10 protein-coding genes, 1 other RNA gene and 1 other annotated feature (1 of these 12 running past the window's edge) are annotated in these 12,451 nt (G+C 43.9%); of the genes, 9 read left to right on the top strand and 2 right to left on the bottom strand.

Going from position 1 to position 12,451, the window contains the following annotated elements; all coding sequences use genetic code 11:
* Positions 1-196, top strand: a binding site (T-box leader); it begins 21 nt to the left of the window's first position.
* Positions 197-266: 70 nt separating this feature from the next.
* The 3 genes from hisS to ssrS all read left to right on the top strand — a co-directional run bounded on the left by hisS (position 267) and on the right by ssrS (position 3,589).
* Positions 267-1,547, top strand: a complete 1,281-nt coding sequence (gene hisS, locus DYE48_RS04200) for a histidine--tRNA ligase (protein WP_115822535.1) — start codon at positions 267-269, stop codon at positions 1,545-1,547.
* A 1-nt stretch (position 1,548) separates the two neighbouring features.
* Positions 1,549-3,330, top strand: coding sequence for an aspartate--tRNA ligase (gene aspS / locus DYE48_RS04195; protein ID WP_115822534.1), 1,782 nt, complete (start codon positions 1,549-1,551; stop codon positions 3,328-3,330).
* Positions 3,331-3,396: 66 nt separating this feature from the next.
* Positions 3,397-3,589, top strand: a non-coding RNA gene (gene ssrS / locus DYE48_RS04190) — 6S RNA.
* A gap of 172 nt (positions 3,590-3,761) precedes the next feature.
* Here ssrS and DYE48_RS04185 read toward each other — a convergent pair.
* Together DYE48_RS04185 and DYE48_RS04180 are read right to left on the bottom strand one after the other, a co-directional pair.
* On the bottom strand, positions 3,762-4,418 hold the full coding sequence (locus DYE48_RS04185; protein WP_115822533.1) for an RsfA family transcriptional regulator: 657 nt from the start codon (positions 4,416-4,418) through the stop codon (positions 3,762-3,764).
* Positions 4,419-4,501: 83 nt separating this feature from the next.
* Positions 4,502-5,779, bottom strand: coding sequence for a replication-associated recombination protein A (locus tag DYE48_RS04180; RefSeq protein WP_115822532.1), 1,278 nt, complete (start codon positions 5,777-5,779; stop codon positions 4,502-4,504).
* Between the two features lie 118 nt (positions 5,780-5,897).
* Here DYE48_RS04180 and DYE48_RS04175 point away from each other — a divergent pair, with 118 nt between their 5' ends.
* From DYE48_RS04175 to recD2, 6 genes are all read left to right on the top strand, one after another.
* Entirely contained in the window at positions 5,898-6,581 is a 684-nt protein-coding gene (locus DYE48_RS04175; protein ID WP_115822531.1) for a YczE/YyaS/YitT family protein, read from the top strand.
* A complete protein-coding gene (gene cymR, locus DYE48_RS04170; RefSeq protein ID WP_089652624.1) occupies positions 6,535-6,954 on the top strand; it encodes a cysteine metabolism transcriptional regulator CymR in 420 nt (139 codons plus the stop codon). The genes DYE48_RS04175 and cymR overlap by 47 nt, the downstream gene beginning before the upstream one ends.
* Before the next feature lie 17 nt (positions 6,955-6,971).
* The gene (locus tag DYE48_RS04165; RefSeq protein WP_115822530.1) at positions 6,972-8,111 is read left to right on the top strand and encodes a cysteine desulfurase family protein; all 1,140 of its coding nucleotides are present in this window, start codon (positions 6,972-6,974) and stop codon (positions 8,109-8,111) included.
* A gap of 18 nt (positions 8,112-8,129) precedes the next feature.
* A complete protein-coding gene (gene mnmA / locus DYE48_RS04160) occupies positions 8,130-9,242 on the top strand; it encodes a tRNA 2-thiouridine(34) synthase MnmA (RefSeq protein WP_115822529.1) in 1,113 nt (370 codons plus the stop codon).
* Between the two features lie 203 nt (positions 9,243-9,445).
* Positions 9,446-10,105 (top strand): tetratricopeptide repeat protein, encoded by a 660-nt coding sequence (locus tag DYE48_RS04155; protein WP_115822528.1) that lies wholly within the window; start codon positions 9,446-9,448, stop codon positions 10,103-10,105.
* 15 nt (positions 10,106-10,120) lie between these two features.
* The gene (gene recD2, locus DYE48_RS04150; protein WP_115822527.1) at positions 10,121-12,448 is read left to right on the top strand and encodes an SF1B family DNA helicase RecD2; all 2,328 of its coding nucleotides are present in this window, start codon (positions 10,121-10,123) and stop codon (positions 12,446-12,448) included.
* Positions 12,449-12,451: the final 3 nt, after the last annotated feature.

Here is a 12,451-nt window from a genome sequence, read left to right as displayed (position 1 = left end):
GTAGTCAGATTCCATGCGGACAGAGAACGAATGCCTTAGGCTGAAAGCATTCGATCGTTATATTCTGATGAAAGACGTTTCTTAGGTTCTACATCGAAATGAGAGTAGGTGTAGACGTACACAGGCGTTAACTGTTTTGAGTGGAGGCTCTTAAGCCTCAAGTCAGGGTGGCAACGCGGGCAATCCCGTCCCTTTTTCGCAAGCGCGGAAAAGGGACGGGATTTTTTGTGGTAAAAAATGGTTTATTTCGTTAGGAGGAGTTAGAAATGAGTATGAATGCCCCTCGTGGTACGCAGGATATTCTGCCTGGTACATCTGAAAAATGGCAGTATGTAGAAGAACAATTAGCAGACCTATGCCGTCGCTATCATTATAAAGAAATCAGAACGCCTATTTTTGAACATACCGAGCTTTTCCAACGAGGTGTCGGGGATAGTACAGACATCGTCCAAAAAGAAATGTACACGTTTGAAGATCGAGGAGGAAGAAGCATCACCTTGAGACCTGAGGGAACAGCTTCTGTCGTTCGTTCTTATGTACAGAATAAAGTTTATGGTTTACCGAACCAGCCGACCAAATACTTCTACATGGGTCCTATGTTCCGCTATGAGCGACCTCAACAAGGAAGAATGAGGCAGTTTGTACAGTTTGGTATCGAAGCTCTAGGCAGTGATGATCCTGCTATTGATGCAGAAGTGCTTTCCCTAGCTCTGAACTCTTACAGAGAACTAGGTCTGCGATCCTTGAAACTAGTCGTGAACAGCCTTGGCGACCAAGAAAGCAGGGAGGCACACCGAGCAGCTTTGGTGCGTCACTTTGATCCACACCGCGAGGAACTTTGCGCGGATTGTCAAGTGCGGCTTGATCAAAATCCACTTAGAGTTCTGGACTGTAAGAAAGACCGTGAACATCCGGCAATGGAAACAGCTCCTTCCATTCTTGAATACTTGAATGATTATTCCAAAGATTACTTTGAACAAGTGAAACAGTATTTGGATGTGATGGGCATTGATTATGTCGTCGATCCAAACCTCGTTCGCGGGCTTGATTATTACAACCACACCGCTTTTGAAATTATGAGTGAAGCGGAAGGTTTCGGAGCCATTACGACACTGAGTGGCGGTGGTCGTTATACAGGTTTAGTTCAAGAAGTGGGTGGTCCTGAAACATCTGGAATCGGTTTTGCCATGAGTATTGAGCGCTTGTTGATGGCTTTGGAAGCAGAAAATGTTGAACTCCCTACGGATGAGGGATTAGATGTATTCTTTGTTTCACTGGGCGATGAGGCAAATCGTACAGCTGTAAAGTTAACGGACGAATTACGCCTTGCTGGCATTCAAGTGGACAAGGATTACTTAGGGAAGAAGATGAAAGCCCAGTTCAAAGCGGCTGATCGTCTTGGCAGTAAATTTGTACTTGTCCTTGGTGATCAGGAACTTGAGAATGGGGTCATTAATGTTAAAAACATGGCATCAGGCGAGCAACAAGAGGTGGCTCTTGATGGCATCATCGAACATATGAAGAAAGAACTGACAGGAGGCAAATAAGATGGAAAGAACAAAATGCGGATCTTTACGCAGAGAACATCTGGAACAAGAGATCACACTTAAGGGATGGGTACAAAAACGCCGTGATCTAGGTGGTTTGATTTTCATCGATTTAAGAGACCGTTCAGGCTTAGTACAGGTCGTTTTCAATCCTGAGACTTCCGGTGAAGCTCTGGAGAAGGCTGAGAATGTCCGTAGCGAATATGTCCTTGAAGTTAAAGGGACTGTTGTTGCACGGGATGCTCAAACCGTCAATAGCAACCTAGGCACTGGGGAAATTGAAGTAGCTGCAAAGGAATTGACGATTCTTAACAAAGCGAAGACACCACCATTCATGATTGAAGATCAATCAGAGGTATCCGAAGATCTTCGTCTTAAATACCGCTACTTGGATTTGAGAAGAAAGGAAATGCAGGAGACGTTTAAAATGCGTCACCAAACGACCCAGTCGATTCGTAATTTCTTAAATGAGGAAGAATTTTTAGATATGGAAACGCCGATGCTTACGAAGAGCACACCAGAAGGAGCGCGTGACTACCTTGTTCCGAGCCGGGTTCATGAAGGTGAATTCTATGCATTGCCTCAATCACCTCAGCTTTTCAAACAGCTGCTGATGATGTCAGGGTTCGAGAAGTATTACCAGATTGTCCGCTGTTTCCGTGATGAAGACTTGCGCGCTGACCGTCAGCCTGAATTCACACAAGTCGATATTGAGACTTCATTCATGACGACAGAAGATATCATGGCCATGACAGAGCGTATGATGAAGCGGGTTATGAAAGAAGTGAAAGGCCAGGAAATCGAAACACCGTTCCTTCGTATGCCTTATGATGAGGCGATGGAACGGTACGGTTCTGATAAGCCTGATACCCGCTTCGGCCTTGAATTAGTGAATCTTTCTGAAGATGTAAAGAACTCCGGTTTTAAAGTCTTTAGCGGAGCCGTTGCTTCCGGCGGCCAAGTAAGCGCCATTAACGTGGAAGGGAAAGCCGATGAGTTTTCCCGAAAAGATATTGATAAAATGACAGAAGATGTCAAAGTTTATGGAGCCAAAGGATTGGCATGGTTGAAAGTGAAAGACGGGGAGTTCAATGGACCGATTGCGAAATTCTTCTCTGAAGAAGAGGTGGCATCAATCAAAGAAAAGATGGCTGCAAAAGATGGGGACCTTCTTCTCTTTGTAGCGGATCAGACCTCCGTTGTTCATGACAGTCTAGGAGCATTACGTCAAAAGCTTGCGCGTCGCTTAGACTTAATTGATGAGACCAAGTTCAACTTCCTTTGGGTTACGGACTGGCCACTATTTGAGTATGATGAAGATGAAGGCCGTTATCATGCGGCGCACCACCCGTTTACGATGCCTGCGGGCGGCCGTATGGATGAACTGAAGAAAAATCCAAAACACGTCCGTGCAGAAGCCTATGATATTGTTCTTAATGGTTATGAACTTGGTGGAGGTTCCTTGCGTATCTTTGAAAAAGACATGCAGCAGGAGATGTTCGAAGTGCTTGGTTTCAGCCAGGAAGAAGCGAATGAACAATTTGGATTCCTTCTTGAAGCATTAGAATATGGTACACCGCCACACGGTGGGATTGCCTTTGGACTGGACAGGCTCGTCATGCTTTTAGCCGGCCGTACCAACTTGCGTGACACCATCTTGTTCCCGAAAACGGCGTCAGCCCAAGATCCAATGACAAACGCTCCGGGACCTGTCAGTGAAGCACAGCTTGATGAACTTCACCTGCAGTTGAAGCCATCTAGTCTGTCTGACTCAGATAAATAAATGTGTAGGTTAATTGTTGATTCTGTTTTGGTTATATGCTAAGATTACATTACAAAATTAAAGAGACCAATCCTGATGTGTACGTTGTTCGAATGTACGTTTTGACCGAACATTTTTGAAACGGGAGCCTGGTGTTTCCACATGGAATGCATGCCTCATAACCATCATTGATGGGAGGACGCAAGAAATGTGGAACAGGGCACCCACCTGCCTAGAGCGGGTTCAAAACTCATGATACGACGGCACAATTGGGATTGGTCTTTTTAATTGCTCTTTACTAAAAATTAATGTGATTAAACAAAAAAGCGTTTCCCGGATAGGGAAACGCTTTTTTAATGGTCTATGCAATGATAAAACAATCAACTGTGTAAAATTTGACTTATGGAGCGATGTCCGGCTCCATTGCTCAGACACATGCGACCTTTATCTATTTAGCGTGCAAGGTTTTCGAGATTTCCGTTTTTCTCCATGCGGAATTGAGGTTTGTAAGCATGATCAGAATCATCAAACATGACCATTTTTCTAGCACGGTCCATAATTTGAATCAAAGCCTGGTAATCTTCGGTCATGGCTTCAAGCTGTCCATTTAATTGCTGGTTTTGTTCTGCTAACTCTTTGTTTTGACGTTCTAGTTCAGATAGTCGGCTTTGAAGAGATCCGGAATTTGTACTCTCTTGTTTAAGGTCCGTCAAATAAGCAATGATGTCTTCTAAACCAAGTTCTTGATGAGTCCGCTTCTCCTCATGGATTTCTGAGGTAGCCGGCTCAGGAAGTAAATAGTCTTCTTCCTCTATTTCTGCTTGATACACAACAGGAGCCTGAGGTCTTTGATAGACAGGTTGCTGCTTCGCTTCTTTCCGCTTTTTCTCTTTACGTTGTTTCTTCGCAAGCTCAACGGCCTGTTCATACTTTTGTCGGACTTCTGCATTCCATCTAAACCCGCAGGCAGCGGAAGTACGGTTTAAAATATCACCGACTTCATCAAAAGCTTTCAATTGTGTGCTTCCTTCCCGTATATGTCTCAGAACGGTTTCAGCTAATAATAGATCATCTTCATGAGACCAGGCATCTTGTCTTACTTTAGGCATATTCACCACTCCTAATTTTATCTTTAAAGATAATAGTTTGTCAGATTTAGTAGTAGTGTAGCCAAGAAGAAGTGGAAATATACTCAAGTAGATTTTTGCTTTTTGATTTTGCTATAAACCTGCTCAAGAGCTTGTTCGAATTTACCCGTCCGTTTCGGTTCATAGTATTGACGTGTTTGTATGAGGTCAGGAAGGTATTGCTGGTCTACCCACGCATTCTCATAGTTATGGGGATACTTGTAATCGATCCCTCTTCCTAGCTTTTCTGCTCCTTTGTAATGAGAGTCTTTTAAATGTTGAGGAACTTCTCCGCTTTTCCCATTCCTAATATCTGAAAGCGCCGCATCAAGTGCTTTGTACGCACTGTTGGATTTCGGGGAGAGAGCTAGTTCCGTCACAGCCACCGCTAATGGGATGCGGGCCTCGGGAAATCCGATTCTCTCTGCTGCTTCCACGGCAGACAGGGCTCTAGGACCTGCTTGGGGATTGGCGAGGCCAATGTCTTCATATGCAATGACTACTAATCTTCTAGCGATACTATCCAGGTCCCCAGCCTCAATCAAACGACCTAAATAATGAAGGGAAGCGTCAACATCACTGCCGCGAATCGATTTTTGAAACGCTGAGAGGACATCATAATGAGCATCTCCATCCTTATCATGTGTGAAGCTTTTCTTCTGCATACATTCTTCGGCAACATCTAAGGTGACCTTCACAAGCCCATTTTCCTCAGCAGGTGTAGAGAAAGCGGCGAGTTCCAACCCGTTCAAAGCTGAGCGCAGATCTCCATTGGAAGATTGAGCAAAGTGGTCAAGAGCATCGTCAGTGATTTGGATGTTCATGTGACCAAGGCCCTTTTCGCGATCGTCCAGCGCTCTGTGAATCGCCTGTTTGATGTGATCACTATCCAATCGGAACAGCTCAAATAAATGACAACGGCTTCGAATCGCGGGATTTATGGAATGGTATGGGTTGCTTGTCGTACAACCGATCATGGTTAAACGGTTGCTTTCCAGGTGTGGGAGAAGGAAATCCTGCTTTGCTTTATCCAGCCGGTGGACCTCATCAAGGATCAATACGAGTTGCCCGTGCATCTTCGCTTCTTCAACGGCAATTTCCATGTCTTTCTTCTTATCTGTTACCGCGTTCAACGTTTTATGAGGGATATTCAAGCTTTTGGCAAGTGCTGTCGCCATCGAAGTTTTCCCCGTCCCGGGTGGTCCGAATAAAATCATCGATGCCAGGCGTTCAGCCTTAATCATACGATTGATGGTTTTTCCTTCGGCAACGAGGTGGGACTGTCCGATAATTTCATCTATATTGGCTGGTCGCAATCGAAAAGCGAGGGGTTGCTGACTCATAGAACATTCTCCTTTTGACAGTTATAAATGTAAGCGTAGAATGATTCCAAGGAAAATGCAAGGGACTTGCCATTCATGCTATAATAGCGTTTGGTATAATAGAGAGAGGAAGATGACCATGACTTATGTGAAGGAGAAAAAGCGCGAAAACTTCATTCGCTGGAGCTTTTTCTTTATCGGTTTAGTCATCCTGGGCCTCGGCATTTCAATGACAATGCAGGTGAAAGAGTTTGGAATTGGACCATGGGATGTTTTTCATTATGGGCTGTTTCTTAAATTAGGTCTTACCGTAGGAACCTGGTCGATTATTGCCGGATTGCTGATCGTTCTGACGAGTTCAGTTTTACAAAAAATGTGGCCGCAAGTAGGAACGATATTGAATATGATTCTCATCGGTGTTTTTATTGATTTCTTTAATTGGCTTTTGCCAGAACCTGAAACATTGATCATGCAATTATTGATTTTTATATCAGGAACGTTTGTCATTGCTCTTGGGATTGGTGTTTATGTTGCACCTGACATCGGGGCAGGGCCACGTGATAGTCTGATGTTATTGATTACTAAGGCTACTGGATGGAATGTGTCGACAGTAAGAAATGGAATTGAAATTATCGTAGCCGTGGCAGGTTTTGCTCTTGGTGGGCCTGTTGGGGCAGGGACGGTATTCATCGCCCTGTTTCTGGGTACATTTGTAGGATACACCTTACCACAGGCAAAAACATGGCTACAGTTTTTAATAATGAAGGGTGACATGTATGAAGATATCTACCAAAGGCCGGTACGGGCTAACCATCATGATTGAACTGGCAAGGAAATATGGAGACGGTCCAATTTCCTTGAAACAGATTGCAAGAGACAATAATCTATCCGAACATTACCTGGAGCAACTGATTGCTCCATTGCGAAACGCAAGTCTCGTAAAAAGTGTTCGTGGTGCCTATGGAGGCTATATGCTCACGAAGGCTCCCCACGAAATTACAGCAGGAGATGTGATCCGTGTTTTAGAAGGCCCGATCACACCTGTTGAAGGTATTGAAAATGAAGAGCCTGCGAAGCAGGCGTTGTGGAAGAGGGTCAGAGATGCAGTGAAAGATGTCCTTGATACCACGACGCTTGAAGACTTAAAGGATCATGTCGATGACCAGACTCAAGATGCCTATATGTTTTATATTTAATGGTTGGAGGTAAAAAGATGAAGTCAATTTATTTGGACCATGCAGCGACTTCACCCGTCCATCCCAAAGTGATCGAAGAAATGATGCCTGTTTACAAAGATGTATTTGGCAATCCGTCAAGTGTTCATCAGTTTGGAAGGAAAGCCCGGCGGATTTTGGATGAAGGGCGAAGAAGAATTGCTCATGGTCTCGGTGCGAATGAGAAAGAAATTGTTTTTACGAGCGGAGGAACCGAAGCAGACAATTTAGCGATTATTGGTACGGTGAGAGCTAATCGTTCCAAGGGCAAGCATATCATTACCACTTCGATCGAACATCATGCTACATTACATGCAGTCGAATACTTGGAGTCTCAAGACTTTGAAGTCACCTATTTGCCTGTAGATGAGGATGGAACAGTAAAAGTGGATGACTTAAAAGGTGCTCTTCGTGAGGATACTATTCTTGTCTCTATCATGATGGTTAATAATGAAACAGGAGCGATTCAGCCGATTGAAGAAATAGCCGCTGTGTTAAAGGATCATCAGGCTTATTTTCATTCTGATATCGTTCAGGCATACGGTCTGATGGATATCGATGTTTCACACCTTGGAGTCGATTTGATGGCGGTTTCCGGTCATAAGATCAATGGCCCGAAAGGCATCGGCTTTTTGTATATCCGTGAAGGCACGGTAATTGAATCTCTTCAATATGGTGGAGAACAGGAACGGAAAAGACGAGCAGGGACAGAAAACATTCCGGCCGTTCAAGGGCTGAAGACAGCTGTTGAGATTATGGAGGCTGAGCGTTCGACGTATAAAGAAAAATACCTTCATTATAAGCAGCTCTTTCTTCAAACACTGGAGGAAGAGAACATTTCATGTGAAGTGAATGGGTCCCATGAAAAAACGATAGAATCAATCGTAAACATCAGTTTTCCTGGGATGAACGTGGAAACGCTGCTCACGAATTTTGATTTATCAGGCATCGCTGCTTCAAGCGGGAGTGCCTGTACGGCAGGGTCTGTAGAGCCATCTCATGTTCTTTCCGCGATGTTTGGATCCGACCACCCGAAAACCACCAATTCGATACGGTTCAGTTTTGGACTTGCAAATAATGAAGAAGATATAACAGAAGCAGCAAGGAGAGTCAGCCAAATTATTAAACGGCTGGCTTGATAAAGGAAGGTGAAAGAAATGAAAGATCCTAAAGATACACGTGTAGTCGTTGGAATGAGTGGCGGGGTGGATTCATCCGTTGCAGCTCTCCTATTGAAAGAACAAGGCTATGATGTCGTGGGTATTTTTATGAAGAATTGGGACGATACCGATGAAAATGGTGTCTGTACAGCTACGGAAGATTATGAAGATGTTATCCTCGTCTGCAACCAGTTGGATATTCCGTATTTTGCAGTGAATTTTGAGAAGCAATATTGGGATAAAGTGTTCACTTATTTCCTTGATGAGTACAAAAAAGGCCGAACACCGAATCCTGATGTCATGTGTAACAAAGAGATCAAGTTCAAGGCGTTCATGGACCACGCGATGTCTCTCGGAGCTGACTATTTGGCGACGGGCCACTATGCGCAAGTCCGTGAAAACGACGGCACATATGAAATGCTTCGTGGAGTCGATCACAATAAAGACCAAACGTACTTCTTGAACCAGCTATCACAGGAAGTGCTTTCTAAGGTGATGTTCCCGCTAGGTCATCTTGAGAAAAAAGAAGTGCGTAGGATTGCGGAAGAGCATGGTCTTGCCACTGCGAAGAAGAAAGATTCTACAGGAATCTGCTTTATCGGAGAGCGTAACTTCAAGGAATTCTTAAGTGAATATTTACCTGCACAACCAGGCAATATGGAAACTCTTGATGGTGAAGTGAAAGGCAAGCATGACGGATTGATGTACTACACATTAGGTCAGCGTCAAGGACTAGGTATAGGAGGTGCTGGAGACCCATGGTTCGTCGTAGGTAAGAATGTGACGGATAATATTCTCTACGTTGGACAAGGGTTCCATCATGATGCGCTGTACTCTGACGGTCTCATCGCTTCTGAAGCGAGCTGGACAAAAGGGTCCGTACCGACCGAGTCATTCAAATGCACGGCTAAATTCCGTTATCGCCAAGAAGATAGCGGAGTGACGGTATACCCGATGGAAGAAGGAACGTGGAAAGTCATGTTTGACGAACCAGAACGTGCGATCACTCCAGGGCAGGCGGTCGTCTTTTACGATGGAGAAGTCTGCCTCGGTGGGGCGACAATCGATGTTGTTCTCAAACAAGATGAAGCCATCACTTATGTAGGATAGAATGAAAAAGTCATGTCCGTATTTTTTGGACATGACTTTTTTATGAGTGTCGATTCCCCTTAGTAGCAGGGCATTGAAACAACTTACCATGTGTGTTTAGTGAGCCTTGCTCTGCAAACTTTCACATGAGCTGCATAGAAAAAATGGTTTGTGATACGAAAGTGTCGTTATTATAGGAGACATATTGAAAGGAGAGGTTTGAAATGGATAAGTTAAAGCAAGGAATCGAACAGATGCAAAACCATAATTATGAGGAAGCAGCAAAACTATTTACGGAGGCCATTGACGAGAATCCAAAAGAGCCTGTAGGGTACATCAATTTCGGTAATTTGCTGACACACATGAATGATCATGAAAGAGCCGAGCGCTTCTTTCATCGTGCCATCGAATTGGATGATACGGCAGCAACCGCCTATTATGGCCTGGGAAATGTGTATTATGAACAGGAAAAGTATACGAAAGCACAGGAACAGTTTATCCAGGCGATTCAGCAAGGATTAGATGAAGCAGATGTTCACTTTATGTTAGGAATGACATTCATTCATCAAGAATACGTGAAGCTTGCTCTCCCTTATCTTCTGAGAGCATCAGAACTGGCACCGGAGGACGTTGATGTGCAGTTTCAATATGGTCTATGCCTGGCTCAAAATGGACAGATTGATCAAGCTGAACAAGTCATGAACCATGTGCTACAATTAGAAGAACAACACAGTGATGCGCATTACAACCTTGGTGTCGTTGCTCTTCATCAGGAGAACGCCGGAAAAGCGCTGGAGCATTTTTCTAAAGCATTGGAAATCAATCCTGAGCATATGCTGGCAGCTCATGCCAAAGGGCAAGTGGAACAAGCGTTAAACGAGTAGAGGAGTTCGATGGTTATGACTCAACAATCGCTCTTTCAAGAATCGAATGAAGAACGTCCTTATGTCAAAGGGGAATTGAGCCGGATGATCTTTCACAATGAATCCGAGCACTTTTCGATTGCTTCCATTAATGTGAAGGAAACGAATGAAGCGTTCGAAGAGAAGTCCCTTGTGATCAAAGGGCATTTTTCTCCTTTGGAGGAAGGCGAAACCTATATCTTTTATGGAGAATTCAAAAACCATAAAAAATTCGGGCTGCAATATGAAGTAGACATGTACAATCGTGTGTTGCCGGAAACGAAAGATGGAATCGTCCTCTATTTGTCCAGTGATCTTTTCCACGGCATTGGAAAAAAAACAGCCGAACGGATCGTGAATGAGTTAGGAGAACAAGCGATATCAAGAATATTGGAAAATCGTGATGTGTTAGATGCTGTTCCAAAGTTGCCTAAAGATAAAGCGGATCAACTATATGAGGCCTTGAAAGAGCATCAAGGATTCGAACACGTCATGATTCATTTGTCTCAATATGGATTTGGTTTGAAGCTTGCTCAAAAAATCTATGAAGCCTTTAAGGATCAAACGATGGCGATCATTGAAGAAGACCCTTACCAGCTCGTCTTCCATGTGGATGGCTTCGGTTTTCATCGAGCGGATGAAATGGCAAAGATGCAGAATCTTTCCCATGATCATCCAACAAGGATTCGGGCGGCGTGCTTGTATATGATGCAAAAAAGCATGAGTGCGGGACATGTCTATCTCCCGACAGAAGAGTGCCTCGTCCAGGTTGAACAACTGTTAAATCAGGGCTCAGAGCCTGTCATTACTTTCGAACAGCTATCTGAGCAAATGATCCATCTTGGTGAAGAACGATTTGTGTATATTGAAGAAGAACGCATCTACCTTCCGACTCTATACTTTGCTGAAAATGGTTTTTGCAGTCATGTAGACCGCATCCAAGAAAAAGAGGTTGATGTAGCGCACACACAAGCAGATTTGATGAAAATCATCGGGGACTTGGAAGAAGAGGAAGCGATGAGTTATGGCGAAGACCAGTTCAACGCCATTGAAAAAGCCCTTCATTCCAAATTGATGATTTTAACCGGTGGACCGGGAACGGGTAAAACGACCGTCATTAAAGGAATCATCCATACGTATGCAGAATTGAACGATTTTTCTATCCATCCCGAAGATTATGATAGTGACAAACCTTTTCCATTCGTCCTTGCAGCACCGACAGGAAGAGCGGCAAAAAGGATGACAGAATCGACAGGACTGCCTGCAAGCACCATCCACCGTTTGTTAGGGTGGGATGGACATGACTCCTTTGAACGCAATCAGAACAACCCGCTGGAAGGGAGTCTGTTGATCATCGATGAGTTTTCGATGGTCGATATTTGGCTTGCAAATCAATTGTTCCGCGCCATCCCTGATGATATGCAAGTCTTACTTGTTGGAGATGAAGACCAACTGCCTTCGGTAGGTCCCGGTCAAGTGCTTGCTGATCTCTTAGCTTCTAACACACTTCCATCCGTAAAGTTAACAGAAGTCTATCGTCAAAAGGAAGGTTCGAAAATCATCCAGCTTGCCCATGAGATAAAGAAGGATGCTTGTACGACAGCCTCCCTTGAAAAAGACCATGACTTCAACTTCATCCCGGCAAGAGAACACCAGTTAAGTGATCTCGTGACAAACATTGTTCAAAAAGCGTTGGACAAGGGGAATGATTTGAAAGATATTCAAGTACTTGCTCCGATGTATCGAACAGACGTAGGAATCCATAAGTTGAATGAAAGCATCCAGCAAACGGTTAATCCGAAAAGTAAACAAAAACGCGATTTGAGGCACTTTGAGGTTACTTATCGAAAAGGGGATAAGGTCATCCAATTGGTGAATCAGCCTGAAGATGGTGTTTATAATGGAGATATCGGCGAAATCGTAGCGATTTTCCGTGCGGAAGAAAACGTCGATGGCGTTGAGCAGGTGGTAGTCGATTTTGAAGGAAAAGAAGTCGTCTATCAGAAAAAAGACTTGAACAGCATCATGCATGCCTATTGTACCTCCATTCATAAATCCCAGGGCAGTGAGTTTTCCATAGTTATTCTGCCAATCGTAAGAAGCTATCGCCGAATGTTAAGAAAGAATCTAATCTATACGGCCATTACAAGATCAAAACAGTCTCTCATTATTTGCGGTGACCGGGAAGCTTTCCTTGACGGTGTGGGTACAACAGATACGAATACAAGATATACAAGGTTAAAAGAGAAACTGCAAGAAGAATCCGTACCTGAAGTAGATACAGAAGAAGAGGAAGAACAGTTGTCACCATATGATTTTATGTAGGAG

The sequence above is a fragment of the Halobacillus trueperi genome (assembly GCF_003386945.1).
Classification (GTDB): domain Bacteria; phylum Bacillota; class Bacilli; order Bacillales; family Halobacillaceae; genus Halobacillus; species Halobacillus aidingensis.
Note: the sequence above shows the minus strand (reverse complement) of the source record. Positions and strands in the feature narration are given on the sequence as shown.

Excerpts from the sequence above, each read along its gene's own strand:
- aspS (WP_115822534.1), top strand. The coding sequence starts at position 1,549 with ATGGAAAGAACAAAATGCGGATCTTTACGCAGAGAACATCTGGAACAA.
- DYE48_RS04175 (WP_115822531.1), top strand. The coding sequence starts at position 5,898 with ATGACTTATGTGAAGGAGAAAAAGCGCGAAAACTTCATTCGCTGGAGC.
- DYE48_RS04155 (WP_115822528.1), top strand. The coding sequence starts at position 9,446 with ATGGATAAGTTAAAGCAAGGAATCGAACAGATGCAAAACCATAATTAT.
- DYE48_RS04165 (WP_115822530.1), top strand. The coding sequence starts at position 6,972 with ATGAAGTCAATTTATTTGGACCATGCAGCGACTTCACCCGTCCATCCC.
- mnmA (WP_115822529.1), top strand. The coding sequence starts at position 8,130 with ATGAAAGATCCTAAAGATACACGTGTAGTCGTTGGAATGAGTGGCGGG.
- DYE48_RS04185 (WP_115822533.1), bottom strand. The coding sequence starts at position 4,418 with ATGCCTAAAGTAAGACAAGATGCCTGGTCTCATGAAGATGATCTATTA.
- cymR (WP_089652624.1), top strand. The coding sequence starts at position 6,535 with ATGAAGATATCTACCAAAGGCCGGTACGGGCTAACCATCATGATTGAA.
- DYE48_RS04180 (WP_115822532.1), bottom strand. The coding sequence starts at position 5,779 with ATGAGTCAGCAACCCCTCGCTTTTCGATTGCGACCAGCCAATATAGAT.
- hisS (WP_115822535.1), top strand. The coding sequence starts at position 267 with ATGAGTATGAATGCCCCTCGTGGTACGCAGGATATTCTGCCTGGTACA.
- recD2 (WP_115822527.1), top strand. The coding sequence starts at position 10,121 with ATGACTCAACAATCGCTCTTTCAAGAATCGAATGAAGAACGTCCTTAT.